Origin of the sequence: Desulfoferrobacter suflitae, assembly GCF_022603395.1 — a bacterium.
Lineage (GTDB): Bacteria > Desulfobacterota > Syntrophobacteria > Syntrophobacterales > Syntrophobacteraceae > Desulfoferrobacter > Desulfoferrobacter suflitae.
The window spans coordinates 602,043-620,057 of record NZ_JAIBKA010000001.1; the positions used below are offsets into that span (position 1 = coordinate 602,043).

Genomic DNA, 18,015 nt, shown 5'->3' on the forward strand with positions numbered 1-18,015 from the left:
CTCATGGAGAGTTCCACCGACGAGCTCAAGCGAATTCCCCCCCATCAGATTGAAGCAGAACAGTCTCTGCTGGGAGGCATTCTGATCGACAACGAGGGCCTGCCTTCGGCCCTCGAGGTCCTCAGAGGCGATGAGTTCTACCGTGACTCTCACCGCACCATATTTCGAACATTCCAGGAACTGTTTGAACGCAACGAGCCCATCGACCTGGTCACCGTAGCCGATCACCTGGCGGAGAAAAATCAGTTGGAAGCCATTGGAGGCGCCACCTACCTCGCGTCCCTGGCGGAGATGGTTCCTTCCGCGACCAATGTCCAGATCTACGCCAAGATTATCAACGAAAAGGCTCTGCTCAGGCGCCTCATTCAAGCCGCCCACGAAATTATGGCATGGTGTTACGGGGGGGGTAAGACGGTGGAGGAGATTCTGGACGTCACCGAAGCGGCGGTATTCAACATTACGGAAAACCGTCTTCGATCCAGCTACTTCGCCCTCAAGGATGTGGTGAAAAAGAGCATCGAGGTGATCGAGAGCTTCCAGGAAAACCGCGAAATGGTGACCGGAGTGCCGTCCCATTTTGTCGACCTGGACAAACTCACGGCCGGATTTCAGGCATCCGATCTGATCATTATCGCCGGTCGCCCGAGCATGGGCAAGACCGCCCTGGCGCTGAACATTGCCCGCAACGCGGCTCTGGAAAGCGGAGTGCCGGTCGGTTTTTTTTCCCTGGAAATGAGCAAGGAACAGCTTGCCATGCGGCTGTTGTGCTCGGAAGCGCGGGTCGATTCACACAAGATTCGAACGGGATTTCTGAGCAGGCAAGAGTGCGCCAAGATGCTGACAGCAGCCGGCTATTTCATGGATGCCGCCCTCTACATCGACGACACTCCGGCAATATCCTCCCTGGAGCTGCGCGCCAAGGCACGACGCATGAAAGCAGACCGCGGACTGGGACTGATTGTGGTGGACTATTTGCAGCTCATGCGCAGTCGTGATGGAGCCGAGAGAAGAGAGCAGGAGATTTCTGAAATTTCCCGCTCGTTAAAAGCCCTGGCCAAGGAACTGAACGTTCCGGTCATCGCCCTGTCACAGCTCAACCGAAAGGTCGAAGAGCGGCATGACAAAAGGCCGCAGTTGAGTGATTTGCGGGAATCCGGAGCGATCGAACAGGATGCCGATGTCATAGCTTTTGTGTATCGGGACGAAGCCTACAATCCCATGACCACGGAAAAAGGCATCGCAGAGATCATCGTCAGCAAGCAGAGAAACGGGCCCACAGGAAGGATCAAGCTGGCCTACATCAATTCCTATACCCGCTTCGAAAATCTCGCGGCGGGCACCTAGGAAACAGCCCGAGGATGCGAGACTTTAATGCACTGGGTCGCCTCCCCCCTTGAGGGGAGAGGGTGAGGGGTGATCGGACGGCCCGGTTACTTACCCAATCCCCCGCCACGGCGTCCTGCATCCAGAGGATCATATGATTGCTGGATTCAGGTGCCTGTCCCGGAGCCTGATCAGGGATTTACCGGAATGACTGAAGAACGCACAAGCTTAATTTTCGAACAGTCTCGTAGATTGTGAATCACCGAGAAAAATTGCCATGGAAAAATTGTACTGGGACGAATCCGTCGAGTCATTATCGCGCTCGGAGCTCGATGCGCTGCAATTGCACCGGCTGCGACACATGGTTGAGCGAGTTTCCAACTATTCCTTTTACCATAAGAAGTTTGCCGACAACCATATCAGCGCCTCTCTGATCAACAGCCTCAAGGACATCAGAAAGCTCCCCTTCACGACCAAGCAGGATCTGAGGGATCACTACCCATACGGCTTCTTGTGTGTGCCCAAGGAGCAGCTGGTCCGGCTGCACGTCTCATCCGGCACCAGCGGTCAGGCAACCGCCATATTCTATTCGCGAGGGGACGTGGAGCACTGGGCCGAATTGATGGCACGCTGCATTTATATGACCGGCGCGCGCGCCGGTGATACTTTTCAAAATCTGACCGGTTATGGCCTTTTTACCGGCGGACTCGGGTTTCATTACGGAGCCGAGCGGCTGGGCCTGCTGACCATTCCGGCCGGAGCTGGCAACAGCAAGCGCCAGATTCAACTGATGAAGGACTTCGGTACCAATGTCATGCACATCATCCCGAGTTACGCGCTGCGCCTGCAGGACATCATGAAGGAAGCGGGCATCCACCCCAGAAGGGACCTCAAGCTGCGCATCGCATACCTTGGAGCCGAACCGTATTCGCAGGAAGTCCGCCGTAGAATCGAAGAGTTTTATGGCGTGCGTGCCTACAACAGCTATGGTCTTTCGGAAATGAATGGCCCCGGGGTTGCCTTCGAATGCCCGCACCAGCTTGGCATGCACATTTGGGAAGACTCCTATTTTGCAGAAATCATCGACCCCGTAACCCTGGAACCGGTTCCCGAGGGTACCATTGGCGAGCTGGTTTTGACCACGCTGCACCGCGAAGCGATGCCCCTGATCCGCTACCGGACCAAGGATCTGACCCGTTTTATGCCCGGCGACTGCCCGTGTGGACGGGCACACCGGCGCATCGATCGCATGCAGGGGCGATCCGACGATATGTTCATCATCAAGGGAGTGAATATCTTTCCCATCCAGGTGGAACAGGTTCTAATGAATATACCCGAAGTGGGCAACAATTACGTGATCGTTCTGCAGCGCGAAAATAATATCGATACCATGATCGTTCGGGTTGAGGTGAACGAGAAAATTTTTATAGAGGATATGCGCCATCTGCAGCGCATTCAGAAAAAGATCACACATGATTTGCGCAGCGAATTGCTGCTCACCCCACAAGTGGAGCTGGTAGAGCCGCACAGCCTGCCGAAAAGCGAGGGCAAAGCGGTTCGATTGGTTGACCAGCGATCCCTTTAGACACAGGAGGTCCATCAGATCAAAAAAGTTTACGGTAATACCGCCGGCTTAAAAAGCAGTATTCTGCAGCGCATCCAGAAGCTGCAGCGGCGACGAGTCCCGCCCAGGCAAGTAGTATCTCCGGATTTATCCCGCGATATCGCTCGATTGTCCTTCGAAAGCGGCCGCCAGATCGGGCTGCTCCTGTCCCGCGACGGTGCGGTAGAAATGGTTCTGGTCGGCGGTCCGCGCTCTCTTTACATCCCCGATTTGCCCAAAAGCCGCGGAGGGCGATGGCGCCTGAGGGGACTTCGCCTGGTGCATACCCACTTGCAGCAGGAGCCTCTCTCCCAGGACGACCTCATGGACCTGGTTTTCCTGCGACTCGATTGTATCGCTGCGGTGCGGGTCGATCAGCACGGTGGAGCCACCCAGCTTGAGGTCGCCCACATACTTCCCCATGGCGGCACCCATCGGCAGGGATGGGAGACCCTGCCACTAATGCCCTGTCATGATCCCCACCTCGACTTTGTGGCACTGGTACAGTCCCTGGAAGAAGAACTGGAGCGCAATCGCCCGGCAATACCCGCGGCCGCGCAACAGGACAGAGCCATCCTGGTGAGCGTTTTTGCCACCCATGACGCTGCAGACAGGGCAACACTGCAAGCTTCCATGGATGAGTTGATCGAACTGGCTCATGCCAGCGGAATCACACCGGTCGACACCATCGTCCAGCGACAACGCCAGGTCAATCCCAAGTATTTGATCGGCAAAGGCAAGCTGAGTGAAATCGTGCTGCGGGCATTGCAGCTTGGAGTGGACTTGCTGATCTTCGACCAGGATCTCAATCCATCCCAGGTGCGCTCGATCACTGACACTACAGAGCTGCGGGTCATCGACCGCACCCAGCTGATCCTGGATATTTTTGCCCAACGCGCCAAGAGCCGGGAAGGAAAAATCCAGGTGGAAATGGCCCAGCTCAAGTACCTGCTGCCGCGCCTGGGCATGAAGGACGACGCCCTATCGCGTCTCACCGGAGGAATCGGGGCGCGGGGGCCCGGCGAGACCAAGCTGGAAATCAATCGGCGCCGGATCAAGGATCGCATCTCCAACCTGGAAAACGAGCTGCGTATCATTCGCAAAAACCGCAGTCAACGCCGCTCCCGCAGATTGCGCAAGGAGCTGCCGATTATCTCGATTGTGGGGTACACCAATGCCGGCAAATCGACTCTTTTGAATACTCTGACGCACAGTTCGGTGTACGTGGAGGACAAGTTTTTCGCCACCCTCGACCCCACCACGCGGCGGCTGCGATTCCCACGCGACATGGAGGTCATCATTACCGATACCGTGGGATTTATCCGTGATCTCCCCAAAGATTTGCTCGATGCCTTCGGAGCTACCCTCGAGGAACTCGATGATGCGGACCTTCTGCTGCACGTGGTTGATATCAGCAATCCGCAGTTCGAGGATCAGATGGCCGCGGTCGAGAAGATTCTCTCCGCCCTGGAATTGCATCGGAAGCCCACCATCTTGGTGTTCAACAAAATGGATTTGGTCAGTGGCGAGTACGTTGCCCAGAAGCTGGGGCGCCATGGCGGTGTGGCGGTCTCCGCCCTTGCCACCCAAACCCTGCAGCCCCTCATCGCTGCCATGGAAGACCAGGTGGAGCTGCTGCTTGAACAGTTTGCTCCGCAATCGACCCGCCAGGCGTTGAAAGAGCCCCCCCAACCGCCGGTCTCTTCCCCCAACTAGCCTCTAACCGGGCGGCTCAAAATGCTGGTCATTCCCGCCTTGGGGCCGCCGTCAGAATCTCTCTGGCTGTTTGAATATCCCGGTGAATTTGAACCGCCAGCTCCTCCGGTCCCGCAAAGCGCTGTTCGTCTCTCAGGCGATCGACAAATTGAACCGTGATTTCCTTGCCGTACAGATCCTGGTTGAAATCGAAGATATGGACCTCCAGGGAAAGGTCGGTATCACCGAAGGTGGGATTGTAGCCCAGGTTGGCCGCACCGCCATACGTCTTCCCATCGATTTCCACTCGAACCGCGTAAACTCCGGTCTTGGGAGGTGCCTGGCAGGACAGGCGAATGTTTGCGGTGGGGAATCCAAGAACACGCCCCCCTCTGTCCCGTCCCTTGACCACCGCCCCGCTGATCTCGTAGGGGCGCCCCAGGAGTACATTGGCTTCCTTGAGCTGACCTTGCTGTATGCACTGACGGATTGCGGTACTGCTCACAACCTTCCCGTCCATCTTGATGCCCGTAACGGCCTCCACGTCAAAAGCATATTTCTTGCCAAGATTTCTTAAAAATTCGATATCACCTTCACGGCCGTGTCCGAACTTGTAATCGTATCCAACCACGAGGGCCTTGACCCCTATTTTTTCCACCAGGATACGCTTGACAAATTGTTGAGCACTCATGCGGGCAAATTCCCGGCTGAACGGAATGACGATGGCGATGTCAATGCCACAGGATTCGATGAGCCTCAATTTACGTGCGTGCTCAGTAATAAAAACCGGTCCGTTTCCGGGGGAAAGCACCTCCAGCGGGTGCGGATGGAAGGTCATCACCACCGACTCGCCGCCAAGGTCCTGGGCGCGGTGCTTGACCCTGTCAAAAAGCGTCTGATGCCCCAGATGAACTCCGTCGAAGTTACCAATGGTCAGGACGGGATTCCTTAAGGGCCTGTTGATCTGATCGATTCCGCAAAAAACTTCCATGTAGGGACCATTACCTCCAGCACTTGATGGCAGTTTCATTTACATATCCAGCCTGAGCATGAGAATCAATTGTGGGCAAGCAACGTCTTCACTTTATTTTTCAACACTAACACTAATCACTGGCATCACCCAATTAAACAGAGGAAAATAGCTCTTGACAGCGCAAGTTTTTTACAATACGTTACCGGCGTTTTCTTTGCAACGGTTTTATCAGCCGAAGTGGCGGAACTGGTAGACGCGCTAGGTTCAGGGTCTAGTGGGCGTACGCCTGTCGGGGTTCGAGTCCCCGCTTCGGCACCATCGATTTAAATCATTGAAGAAATCGTGACAAGACCCTCTCCGGCCCGCCGGTAGAGGGTTTTGTCATTTCTGCCGGTCAAGTATAGAGAGAATTTCTTGACCAGTGCCCATAAATGTCAACCGTCATGGTGGTCGAGTGAAGCCCGAGTTGCTTCCGCACGCAGGCTGAGCTCATGTGGTCCACCAGCAGCATACATTTCGCACACTGAGACCATGGCAAGTAGGCTGGGGTGAGGTACGAAACCCAGCAAAATAGGCGTTGGGTTTCGTCATGCGAAACACGTGACTCAACCCGACTACACCAAATACATTATCCTGGAATCTATATTATCGATTTCGGAAAGTACAGCATGCATGGTAGGCTCATTGTAAGGATGCATGTTTCCCATCCTCGTCGCAAATATGCAGCAACGGACAAACTACAATGTCATTCATTTCACCGGGTTTTCGGGCGGCTCCTCAACCTGTTTTTCGCTCTCCATCGGTTCCTCCGCTTCATCACGTCTTCCTGCCCCATCCTTATCTCCTCGATCATCTCTCGTGATTGCGACAGGCTCTACACTTTTGCTTCGTGCAACAATTGGGGGAGTCTATCGATAGCTTTGGGATTAAGTTTTTCCCTCTTCCGCTTATCATGACTACTCACCAAAAGTACCTTGGCTGTTATCTTAAGAAGCCAATTCTGTAGGAAAAACGAAATTATTCGAATTGACATTGCCTAAGAGACTGCCCGCATATACTCCTTTCATCAATTCGCATCACGCCCTGTGATGTGAAATCCAGAGTTAGACGCGCCCATGAAATTATGTGTTTCTTTGGTTATTGAATCTGGTCTACCACGTATAGTTCACAAAGTTCATACTCCACCTTCTTATCACCTCACCTCACCTATTCCACCGTGATCAGGAGAACGGCAGGCAGCGAGGGGTTGGAGGGCGTCCCCAGATAGATCCCTTCCTGCGCCGATGACCCTTGCCCGCGAAACACAACGTTACAGCCGCTGTTGTCGTATCCGGCAAATCCCGTGAAGTTCCCGCTCCCACCGGGGATGGGGGTGGCCGTATCCGCCACGCTACTGAGGGTGCTTCCCCGGTAATGGTAGATGCCCTCGATCACGGCTCCAATGGCTTGAAAGACCACGCTGCCGGTATTGATGATGGGGAAGTGGAAAGACGTGAAGCGGTTCGACACGCCCGTCACCACCGGCGGGATATCCGTGGTCAGATCGGCCACCTTGCGGAGCACACTACCGTCGAACAGGTAGACTCCCTGCTGCCCGCCCGAGCCAAGCCCTTTGAAGGTAACTTTACCTCCGCTTATCCTGAAGCTAGGCTCAAAATTTGAGAAGTTGCCCGTTCCATCAGGGATGGGGGTGTTGGTGTCCACCACCTTGCTCAGTGTCGCGCCGTCCGAGAGATAGATGCCGCTGCCGACGCCTGGTCCGCTGCCCAAAAAGGCAACACTGGCGCCGCTGATCCAGAAGGCTGTGATGGAACTAAAGTTTCCCGCGCCGCCGGGTATCGCCGTGTTGAGATCCACCCGCTTCTCCAGGGTGGAGCCGTCGAATGCGTAAATCCCCGACTGCCCTAAAGGGCCGGATGCACCAAAAAATACGTGGCTGGCACTCACCAGGCTGGACCCAAAAAACTCGAAGGCTCCTGACCCATTGGGGATGGGTGTGTTGTAGTCGGCCACCCGCAGGAGGCTTGTTCCGTTGTGCAGGTAGATCCCTGCCTGACTGGCTCCTTCGGCATAGAACGCCACATTGGCACCGCTGATTTTAGGGAACCCGAAGCCGGTGAAATTGCCCTCGCCACCCGGGATGGGTGTGGTTAGATCGGCGATCCGGCGCGCATTTACTCCGTCGAACAGGTACATCCCCTGCTGCCCCGTCCCGTCTCCTTTATAGACCACGTTGCGGCCGTCGATGCTGAGAACCGCCGATAGGGCAAGCCCGGTGAAGGTGCCCGTGCCATCGGGAATGGCGGTATTGAGATCCGCCACCCGGTGAATGCCGGTTTCATCGAAAAAATACACGCCCTGTTGCCCGGAGCCCCCCAGGCCCATGAACCCCACATAGCGGCCGCTGATGACATGCCCATACACATGGGTAAAATTCCCGGAACCCTCCGGAATGGGGGTGTTCAGGTCCGCTACCGTGTGCAGCATGAATTTCTGGGCCCTCGCACCCGAAACAACACAGCAAGAAAAAGCACCAGCCAGTAAAACAAGGGAAATTCTTTTTGACGGTTTCATTGCCTCAACCTCCCTTGGAAGGAACGATTTTTTTCCCGTGATTGAAGCCAAGGGATGAGCCCGGTTTAAGTGAGCTGTGCCTGCTTCATCCGGGGAGCTGCCAATGGCACCGGGGTCTCATCAGTGAAATGGAGTGGAAAGAAGTGAGATGGAATGGGATGACAAGAAGTCGCCTTTTAAGGTCTTCTCTATAACACTAACACGTGATGCTGTCAAGGTCATTGTCGTGCCAGAACATTATTGTGCTAATGAATAGATATTTTCGAGCTCATTTTTGATTTCGACTGATTTAAGGTCGATCTTGCCGCTTTCCAAACGAGTAACGCTTTCTTTGAGGCTGCTGGACTCCAAAGCCGACTCCATCGTCGGCGCTCCCTTTGCCAAGTGCCCGACCGGCAGCGACGGTTTCAGCAGCTGCAACTACTCGACCCAGGACCGCAACGACCCCAGCGGCGTAATGCTGGCTTCACTGCCACCCGTTGCGCTGAATCACAGCACGACATACACACTGCAAGCGCGCTTCTCCGACGACGTCGAAATTTACTGCGGATCGGTTTACTGCTATTGCCAAATGTACCCCTCAAGCGGCAGCCATGTCACATGGAATGTGTTTAATCCGACCATAACTCTAACCAAGTGAACATGCCGGCCGGGTCGGTCATCAGAAGGGTCCTCGCTTTCGTGCTACTCTGTTCATGCGCGTCTTCCTGTTGATGCTTCCAAGATTCTATAGCTTCCAAGAGGGAGCATTCCCCATTTGTCCCATGCTATACCGGTTAAGCAATAGATGTTTCATTGTTTGCAGGCCTTGTTGATGGGTGGAGTCGCGCCCGAGCGTGACGAAAACCATCAGTGACTGCCGGCATAGGAATGCATGTTCCTTTGGCAAATATAACAAGTACAACATCACGCAGCGCAAGTTCGTAGCCGGTGACGGAGGCATCAAGAGGCTTGTCTGGATGCCGAAAATGCTCAAGGATGAAATCTATTCATTTCTGGAACAAGTGGGCCATCCGGTTCTCGCGATGGAGCCAATTCTCGGATGAATAAATTTTATTTTAAAGTTGCACCTGACACCAAAGGTCCAAAAGATACACAAGAAGCGGCTGAACAGCGTGCATCGAGAACGCCTCAGGTGATTCGGCACTGTTTTGCGGGCAAAACTGAAGTTCGCTGCCTGGCCTGGATAAATCCCCCGACGCTTTCAACCAATTGTCACATCACCGTCACCCTCGGGTCATTCAATAATTGTTTTATCGAAATGAAATTCTAGGCAGACCCATTAACCCGGCTGCAGCGAGGAGAGCTCCCGTGCTTCAGCAAAGGATTCCCAGGTATCGAACCCGTGCGGCATTGGAGTGCGACTTCGGCGAAGGCTGCAAATCGACCAACTGCCGGCCCGTGAAAAGGAGGTGATACACCCAATCGTTTATTCTGAATCGAACAGGTCATTTGATGCACTCACAACCAACCTGATATTCAGTTTTTCCAGGAGGATGAAAAATGGATTTGAAGAGCCTCAGAAAAGGATTCAAGAGCTGCCTTCTTCGGCCTACCGCTCTGTTAATTGTTACCGCATTGATGCTGGTCGGCGCAGTCCCGATAAGCGCCAAACAGCCCAAGGGCGAATGGCTTGCGGGCGATTTTCATCAACACACCCTCTACACGGACGGCAGCACTTCTTTTGATTTTGTGATGAGCAAGAACAACGAGTTCGGTTTGGACTGGTGGGCCAATTCGGAGCACGGGGGCAGCCGCAACCGCGACGGGAACGGTAATTTTTGGGACGACCCCATTTTTTACCCAACCAACCCGATCCTGGGCGATCAAGCGTTCAGCAACGGTCACCAGGTGATGTGGCGCTGGCAGAGCCTGCGGGACTTTGTTTTTCCTGACATTCTGCAGAACCGAGCTCTGTACCCCGACAAGAAGATCTTTTCCGGCTTCGAGTGGAACGTTCCGGCTCATGAGCATTGCAGCACCGGCATCGTAGCCGACGATGCCGGCGCCATCAGCGCTTTTGAATTCCAGTTCGATAAGTCGGATTCCGATACGAGCCGCACCGGGGAAGACTTTGCCGGTATGAGCCTGTTGAAGAAGAACAAGAGCCATCAAGATGCCGTGGATGCCTGCGCGTGGATGCAGAAACAGTACGAGGATGGCCTGATCGATAATGGCTGGATAATCTTCGCTCATGTCGAGCGTGCACAAGCATACGGAATCGAACACTTCAGGGATTTCAACAATGCAGCCCCCGATGTTTGCTTTGGCTTCGAAGGCGCGCCCGGACATCAGGTCAACGGTCTTCGCGGGTTCGGCAATTTGGCTTTCGGCGGCACATTCGGTGGCGTCGGCTTCTTCACGGCTGAGGTCGGCGGCCTCTGGGACGCCCTCCTGGGCGAAGGACGGCGCTGGTTCAATTATGCCAGCTCCGACTATCACAGGCACTACACCGCCGGCGGTGACGACTTCTATCCCGGCGAGTACCAGAAGACCTGGGTTTATGCCGTCGATCAAGACGATGACGGCGAATACTCCCTGGATGAAATCGCCGACGGTCTGCGCAGCGGAAACGCCTTTTTCGTGCATGGCGATCTGATCGACCACCTGGAATTCGAAGCTCAGAACCAAGACGATAAAGTCAGCATGGGCGGCGACCTTGAGGCGAAAGGCACAATCAAGAACCTCAAGCTGAAGATCAGGTTCAAAAGCCCCGAGAAAAACAACTGTGCAGTAGACGGGATTCACATTCAATCCTGTGCGGCCCCGACGGTCGACCACATCGACCTGATCGCGGGAGAAATCACCGGAGTGGTGAATCCAACGGACGCCGATTACACCAACCCGACCAATCCGACCGCGAAACTCGTAGCGACCTTCAATGCCAAGGACTTCAAGAAAGACAAGGAAGGGTACAGCACCATCGTTTATCACATCAAGAACGTGAACAAGAACATGTACTACCGTCTGCGCGGAACCAATTTGGCGCCCGGCACCCCTTATGAAACCGATGCCGAAGGCAACCCACTGCCGGACAATCTGCTCACTCAGGAACTCGGGATCGACGGCGCCCAGGAGGCTTGGAACGACTTGTGGTTCTACTCGAACCCCATCTTTGTCTATGTCCATTAGCCTTGACCCGGCAGGTGCTTGATCCGGTTCATTACGATGGAAGTTGAATGTTTGGGGGACTCATTCAAGTCCCCTTTCTATTCGTCTCATCGCAGCAAACCTTTTGACACCATCACGACGATATCGGCAGACAAGGAGAAGAGGATGAGTCGGATGAATCAGGAAAATCTCAAGCGATTTGATACTCTTCTGCGGGCACATTTGAACGAGGCGCTGCCCGAGTTTAAAGGACTTCTCTCCAGTATGATGGATGGCGAGCTTCTGCAGGGCCCCATGGATGAAGCTGATCTCGCTTCTGCCCGCTATGAACGAGAGCTCGCTCTGCAGATCCATTATCGCAATCATCGATTGGTTCAGGAAATCCGGGGAGCGTTGAGACGAATTGAAAACGGGGTCTATGGCATCTGTCTGGAATGCGGTCAGGAAATCGGTCTCGACCGTCTGAAAGCACAGCCGATGACGGCTGTCTGTGTGGACTGCAAGAAGGCTCTCGAGAAGCTTTAAATCCGGTGCATGGTCAGTCTGCCTTTTCTTGCAGATCCACCGGGCCAGGTTTCTCAACACAACGAATGGCGGATCGTCCGCCATTTAATTCCATTCTCTTTTGTGTTCAACACGATATATTCATACCCTCGTATCTCGATTGAAGTTCGTCTGCGTGTCCATGGTGCGGTTCGCTTCACCGCCCGCGATATTATGGATCACCAGCGCCCCCAGGGGCGATCTTCCGTTGATCCGGGTCCTGTTGACGATCGAGCTAAAACGGCTGTGAGGCAGCAGGTGACTTAGTCCCGAGCGTCCGCAGTCACCACATTGGTAAAATGATAGATTCCAACGAATCATCCCTTGTCGGCAGAGCTGATGGTCCTCAGCAATTCCGTGAGCAGCTCGGCATTTGGATTCTTATCTTGAAGAAGGGTGACTCGGACAAACAGCATCGCGGCCAAGACAACAATCACAACAATAAATGCAACGATCTCCCCCATGAGGAACCCCCAACTGCAGATCTTAAAGGAAACGCTTGCAACTATGATTTAAGGAACAGTTATGTTGATTCCTGCCAGGCGCGGCCTGTGCCATAGACAAGGCTTGCCTCCCCAGGCGCCGGGATAATGTACGAAACCCATCGCCGGGCCTGCCCGCGTCGCGGCGGCCAGGCTCGGCTAAACAGCCCGGGCCAGGTGGGAAGGCTCCGGTGCACGCCCCTCATAGATCTGCCAGGTCTGTTCAAAGGCTTTTTCAAAAGACCGCCCTTCCATGTAGCGCCGTGCTTCTTTGCCCATGTCTCTCATCACCCCCGGGTTATCGATGAGCTTCAGCACTGCCCTGAGGATCGCATCCGCATCTGCGCAGGGAACTACGATCCCCGTTCTTCCCGGGATTAAATTCTCCTTTGGTCCGCCGCAATCGGTGACGATGACCGGCAACCCGGAAGCTTGAGCCTCCAGCACGACATTGCCGAAGGTGTCCGTGGTGCTTGGGAATACGAACAGGTCACAGGACGCATAGGCTTCTGCCAGCGCATCTCCCTGCAGGTAGCCCGTGAACAGAGTCGGCGTGTTTTCCAGCTCCTGCTGCATTTCCTGCAGGTAGGGTCCATCTCCCACCACGATGAGGGAGACGGTGTCGGCAACAGCGATCAAGGACCTGAACACCTGGACCAGTAGCTGCAGGTTTTTTTCCTTGGAAACGCGACCGACATACAAAAGCTTGATACGTCCATTGAAGCCGTATCGACTGTCCAGAAAGCCGTTTCGCTTGGCCGGATGGAATCTTTCGATGTCGATGCCTCTTGGGAACAGCCTGATTTTGGCGGGATTGACGCCCTTATCCTGCAATTCCCCGGCGGTGCTCCGAGAGGGCACCAGAATGCTGTGCATTTGATCATAGTACCAAAGCACATAGTGCCACATCAGCTCCTCCATATCGGCGTCCCCGGTGAGGTAGCTGGCATATTGGGGAAGTGAGGTGTGATACGTCCCGCTTATCGGCACCTTCAAGATCCTGGCTATTGCCAGCGCCGCCAGTCCGATGGGGCCCGGGGTGGCCGAGTGGATGCCGGTGAATCCCTGCTCGTAGCAATAGTTGAGCATCTCTAGAAAGGGCGGATAAAAAAGCTTCAGCTCCTTATAAAACGGAAGCTCGTAAACACCCACCGGAGCGAAGTTTTGAACTCCCGGTATTGGCGAGTGATTTTCGGCATCACACGTGATGACCGTAAGCCTCTTGCCCGTTTTGACCGCCGCCTGGATATTCTGCTGCAACGTGAGGGCGACTCCGTTGACTTCATAAAAGGTGTCGGTGAAGTGAGCAACATGAGCATTGCCGTTATTGTGGTGAGCCTTCGCAGCCTGGTGGGGAAACCTTTCCCGGATCTTCTCAACCAGCTCCCTGTCCTTGGTGAAATGAGAAAACGAGACGAAATAGGGCGCCAGTACGGAATAGAGGGCGCCCGCAGAGCCGATTGAATTGAAAATGTTGAACAGGTTGGCGCCTGAGAGATGGTTCAGCAGATGGTCGCCGAAGTGCGGCAGGACCCGGTTGGATACCTTGTTGACGAACTCAAACCAGATTTTCTCCAGATCCCGATGCTGCCCGTTTCCCGACCTGGTCACTTCCATCAGGTGCGGATCATTCCAGATAAGCTGCTGGGATTCCAACCGGAGAAGCTGCTGCAGCGAGACGGATCGATCGGTCCCTTTGCGTTGGCTGCGCCTGTAATTCCACATGCAGTAGAGCTTCGAGATCATGCCCTCTTCTTCTTCCCTGCCCACATGCAGGGAGTGGTCGAGGAACCGCAGGAAGATGTCCTTGGGCACATGGCGGCCCAGGTTCAGCTTATGCTTGTAGAACTGATAGGCAATGCCGTAGAGGTTATGGGCCATCGTCCGGGGCGTGGCCGGAAGCCCGGCGACCTTGGCACTGTGGCCGTCGATGCCGCGGAGAAATTCACGAACATTTTTCGCTTTCGCAACCTGCGTGTACCGTCGAGCGATATTGAGGGAACTGTGGTCGTCTGAGCCACCGGTGAGATTCTTCACCCACGGTTCGGGAAAACCGGGCATAAAACCATGTTTATCCGCGAGCCCGCCGATCTCGGCGGAAGTCAATGGGAGCAATATCTGTTTCAGGCACTCGTTTTGTATCTCGTCCCGCGCCCCGTTGAGCTCGAAATTTTTAAACAGCAGCAGCAACTGCTCGAAATGGTCTGCACTGAGCCGATCATTGACGGAATAGAGCGGGTGTGCGAGCACGTGAAAGATCTTTTCCTGCTGAAGATAAGCCACCAGGTCGAATATGTTCTCGCGCGCCTTCTGGATATCCTCATGCCGGCCCTCGTCGATGTCATAGGCGAGCACGTGTATTTTGCAGCCGTCTTGCGGGAAATAGGTGGTGATTTCTTCACTGATAAACGTATCCGCAAGGTGGGCAATCTCCAGGGCACCTGCGATGGTGTTGTGGTCGGTTATGGTAACGAGCGACATTCCTCTCGTTCTGGCAAGCTGATACAGCTGAAGCGGCTCGGTGAAGCTCTCGGGACAGTTCAACTTTTGTAGAAGCCATTGCGACGGGCGCTTGGAAAACTTCGAATGCACATGCAGGTCGGCCTTCATTGCACCTCCTCTTCGAATTTGAGGCTATTGAATAAGGATACTCTCGCCGGCTCTCACCTTGTCGCCGGGTCCGACCCGGATTTGCATTCCATCCGTCCATGGAACAACCAAATCCACCTGGGAGCCGATGCGAATCATGCCGAATATGGCGCCGCGCTCAATTTCCATTCCTTCATGCAAGTAACTGTCAATCCCCCGAACGCTCCTCCCCGCAATCTGAATGACATAGCAGGACAGATCACGCTCCCTGTAGGTGCCGGTGATTTTGGTCACGGTGCGCTCGTTTTGCTTCACATGAAGACTGTTCCGGTAATACGGCCTGCGCTTCAAAACGGTCCGCAAATGCATGGGCCACATACTGAGATTATGCCCCTGTGCCGGATAATGGCGGATGAATTCGACCCTGCCGGTCAAAGGAGAGCGATTATAGTGGACGTTGAAAGGGCTCATGAAAACGCCGATCAGGATTTTTTCCCCGGCCATGTCCTGGCGGGCAATATCTTTTATGCTGGCCTGCGAGCCCTTTTTGATGACCAGCACATCCTGATCCGGGCGAATTTTTTTGACGTAAACCACGGTGCCGTCCGCACAGCTCAAGATCCCCTGCCACCCGGGGGGAAACCTGGCAGGGTTGCGAAAGAACCAGACAAGGCGCCAATAAAGAAATCCTGCAAGCGCGACAGCGAGAAGGCCCGTGCAGGCCATTATCACTGCAGATGCTCCCACACATTGTTCTCCTTCAGCCGAACCAGGGCGACTCCCGATGAGAAGGGAAAGTTGATCACTTCAAAAAGCTCTTTTTCCTGCTTCAGAAACTTGAGCCAGCGGTTCACTCCCGAGTGGCGGATGGTCTCGCGAATGAAAGTATTGGTATCGTGCAGGAAGATATACGTGTTCTTGCGGCTGTACCGGCACGTTTGCTGGAAATCGTGGCGCACGTCCGAGTAACTGTGATTGCCGTCGATAAAGGCGAGATCGATTGGGGGAAGACCTGAAGCTTGGTAGGCGGCAAAGAATTCTTCACTCTTCAATTTATGATGGGACACGATCCCGTCCAGACCGAACTGTTTGAAATGCTTGTGCACCTTTTCCGGTTGATCCCATTGGCCGGTCCCGCCAATGGTTTTGAAAGGTCCGTCTCTCAACAATGCATAGGAGGGGTCGACAAAAGTGAGGCCTCCGCTGCCGTTATCTTTGATGCCCAGGGCCAGACAAACCACCGTGAAGCCATAGCCGGAACCGATGACCAAAGTGTGCCGCGGCCTTAATGCCCGCACCGCCCCATAGTAGAGAAACCCGAAGCCGAGGTTCAGGTTCTTGAGGTTTTCATGATGCCCAAGGGGCCTGGCATGGTGGAAAATATCTTTAATGAGTGCATCATTTAGACTGAAAGCTTCCATAAAGCGCTCCTGCTTGTTTTTGTTCCACTGCTTATAGGAAAAGAAGGTGACAATCAGGTTTCAATGAGGCGAATTTGTGGTGACAAGACATGCGGAAGATGGCTGGACGTGTTGCGCAACAGTGAGCTCCTTCGCTGTGCAAAGGGTTTGCTATACCGGTTAAGCATGAGATGTTTCATTGTTTGCAGGCCTTGTTGACGGGTTTCGTCACGCCTTGCGCATGACGAAACCCGACGCCTGTTTTGCCGGGTTTTGTGCCTCAACCCGGCCTGCAAGCATCGCTCAATCCGCCACAGTTCTCATTTTTATAATAATATTAATAAAATGCATTATGATCTTCAAATTCTATTCAGATACTGCTTTAATTGCATTTCTCCAATCAATTGGATGTAGGCAATAAACAAGGCCTTGATTGACTCTCCGACCTTCGTATGCAGGGGGCACCGGCAGTTCGTTTGGACCATAATCGGTTTTTGCACCGCAGGTGATCTTGAATTTCCGGCTGGGAACTACCAATGAAAAAGAAGAGAAGCTTTATCAAACTGACTCAGGCATGGGGAATTGTCTGCTTGATAGGACTTGGTGTGAGCTTTGTTGCGATCGATACTATCAACTCCTATCGCGACCTCAAACTTCAGGCTCATCAAATTCGAACGGACTTTATTGACCGACAGAAACAGCTAGTCAAGCAGGAGGTGGATCGTGTTGTAGACATGATTCGCTACGAAAAAACTCAGAGCGAAACCTTGACCAGGAAGACGATCAAGTCGCGAGTTTATGAGGCCTATTCCATTGCTGAACATATCTATCAACGCAACCATGCTACTCAGAATGAGATGGAAATTCAGCAAATGATTCTGGATGCATTAAGACCCATACGGTTTGAGAATGGAAAAGGCTATTACTTTATAACCCACCTGGATGGTGTAGAAGTGCTCTTTGCCGATAGACCCGAAATGGAAGGATCAAACCTGCTCAACACACAGGATATGCGCGGGCGATACGTCATTAGAGACATGATTAAAATTGCGGAACAGTCGGGCGAAGGCTTTTATGAATACCTGTGGACCAAACCTAATGAGATAGGCAATGATTTCAAGAAAATATCTTTCATCAAACGATTTGAGCCATACGATTGGCTGATTGGGACCGGCCTGTACGTTGATGATGTTGAAAATCAGATAAAAGCGAATCTCCTCTCGGCCATCAGCAGGATACGGTTTGGCCAAGAAGGGTATATTTTTGTTAATAAATTCAATGGAGATGCGTTGGTCTCAAATGGGACCCTTTTTAATGGAACAAGGAAACTTTGGGAGATTTTCAATGACAATCCCGATAAAATGAAAGGTATTTTTGAAAAGGAATACCACGCGGCATTAAAACCTGAAGGTGACTTCATCTATTATTCCCACATTAAATTGACCAAACCCAATGAAGAATCGCCAAAAGTATCTTTCATTTATGGGATACCCGACCTGCATTGGCTTGTCGGCGCCGGCGTGTATCTTGATGACGTGGAAACAAATATTGCTCTAATGCACGCCAAATTAAACAATCAGATAGAAAGGACCGTCATCTATTTTATCCTGATATCCACATCACTCATTGGACTCTTTTCCTTGTTCTTCAGTTGGCTGAACCACAGACTCAAGAGCGACATGAATTTGTTTATTTCATTTTTCAAGAAGGCGGCACATTCTG

The 18,015-nt window shown here is 53.4% G+C and carries 14 protein-coding genes and 1 tRNA gene; 10 read left to right on the forward strand and 5 right to left on the reverse strand.

What is annotated here, in order from left to right:
* Positions 1–3: 3 nt before the first annotated feature.
* From dnaB to hflX, 3 genes are all read left to right on the forward strand, one after another.
* Complete coding sequence (dnaB, locus tag K1V27_RS02850; protein ID WP_258928004.1) at positions 4–1,344, forward strand: replicative DNA helicase; 1,341 nt, start codon at positions 4–6, stop codon at positions 1,342–1,344.
* 265 nt (positions 1,345–1,609) lie between these two features.
* Positions 1,610–2,908, forward strand: a complete 1,299-nt coding sequence (locus K1V27_RS02855) for a phenylacetate--CoA ligase family protein (RefSeq protein ID WP_435051656.1) — start codon at positions 1,610–1,612, stop codon at positions 2,906–2,908.
* A gap of 147 nt (positions 2,909–3,055) precedes the next feature.
* Entirely contained in the window at positions 3,056–4,642 is a 1,587-nt protein-coding gene (gene hflX / locus K1V27_RS02860) for a GTPase HflX (RefSeq protein ID WP_258928006.1), read from the forward strand.
* A gap of 28 nt (positions 4,643–4,670) precedes the next feature.
* Here hflX and K1V27_RS02865 read toward each other — a convergent pair whose 3' ends face one another.
* A complete protein-coding gene (locus K1V27_RS02865) occupies positions 4,671–5,651 on the reverse strand; it encodes a bifunctional riboflavin kinase/FAD synthetase (protein WP_258928007.1) in 981 nt (326 codons plus the stop codon).
* A 174-nt stretch (positions 5,652–5,825) separates the two neighbouring features.
* Between K1V27_RS02865 and K1V27_RS02870 the strand changes: the two genes are divergently transcribed.
* Positions 5,826–5,912 (forward strand) — tRNA-Leu (locus K1V27_RS02870).
* A gap of 888 nt (positions 5,913–6,800) precedes the next feature.
* Here the strand turns inward: K1V27_RS02870 and K1V27_RS02875 are convergent.
* Entirely contained in the window at positions 6,801–8,168 is a 1,368-nt protein-coding gene (locus K1V27_RS02875; RefSeq protein ID WP_258928008.1) for a DUF7453 family protein, read from the reverse strand.
* A 331-nt stretch (positions 8,169–8,499) separates the two neighbouring features.
* Here K1V27_RS02875 and K1V27_RS02880 point away from each other — a divergent pair, with 331 nt between their 5' ends.
* From K1V27_RS02880 to K1V27_RS02900, 5 genes are all read left to right on the forward strand, one after another.
* The gene (locus tag K1V27_RS02880) at positions 8,500–8,808 is read left to right on the forward strand and encodes a hypothetical protein (protein ID WP_258928009.1); all 309 of its coding nucleotides are present in this window, start codon (positions 8,500–8,502) and stop codon (positions 8,806–8,808) included.
* A gap of 196 nt (positions 8,809–9,004) precedes the next feature.
* Positions 9,005–9,214, forward strand: coding sequence for a hypothetical protein (locus K1V27_RS02885; RefSeq protein ID WP_258928010.1), 210 nt, complete (start codon positions 9,005–9,007; stop codon positions 9,212–9,214).
* Entirely contained in the window at positions 9,211–9,441 is a 231-nt protein-coding gene (locus tag K1V27_RS02890) for a hypothetical protein (protein ID WP_258928011.1), read from the forward strand. Before K1V27_RS02885 ends, K1V27_RS02890 begins: the two co-directional genes overlap by 4 nt.
* A gap of 230 nt (positions 9,442–9,671) precedes the next feature.
* Entirely contained in the window at positions 9,672–11,300 is a 1,629-nt protein-coding gene (locus K1V27_RS02895; RefSeq protein ID WP_258928012.1) for a hypothetical protein, read from the forward strand.
* Between the two features lie 144 nt (positions 11,301–11,444).
* Entirely contained in the window at positions 11,445–11,804 is a 360-nt protein-coding gene (locus K1V27_RS02900; RefSeq protein ID WP_258928013.1) for a TraR/DksA family transcriptional regulator, read from the forward strand.
* A gap of 659 nt (positions 11,805–12,463) precedes the next feature.
* Here K1V27_RS02900 and K1V27_RS02905 read toward each other — a convergent pair.
* Genes K1V27_RS02905 through K1V27_RS02915 form a run of 3 tightly spaced genes read right to left on the reverse strand, consistent with a single transcriptional unit; the run spans position 12,464 to position 16,314 of the window.
* Positions 12,464–14,914, reverse strand: a complete 2,451-nt coding sequence (locus K1V27_RS02905) for a glycosyltransferase (RefSeq protein WP_258928014.1) — start codon at positions 14,912–14,914, stop codon at positions 12,464–12,466.
* A 24-nt stretch (positions 14,915–14,938) separates the two neighbouring features.
* Positions 14,939–15,640 (reverse strand): phosphatidylserine decarboxylase, encoded by a 702-nt coding sequence (locus K1V27_RS02910; RefSeq protein ID WP_258928015.1) that lies wholly within the window; start codon positions 15,638–15,640, stop codon positions 14,939–14,941.
* Complete coding sequence (locus tag K1V27_RS02915) at positions 15,622–16,314, reverse strand: class I SAM-dependent methyltransferase (RefSeq protein ID WP_258928016.1); 693 nt, start codon at positions 16,312–16,314, stop codon at positions 15,622–15,624. Before K1V27_RS02915 ends, K1V27_RS02910 begins: the two co-directional genes overlap by 19 nt.
* Before the next feature lie 515 nt (positions 16,315–16,829).
* Here K1V27_RS02915 and K1V27_RS02920 point away from each other — a divergent pair.
* Positions 16,830–18,015: cache domain-containing protein (locus tag K1V27_RS02920; protein ID WP_258928017.1), on the forward strand; the 1,186-nt coding region annotated here is incomplete at its 3' end.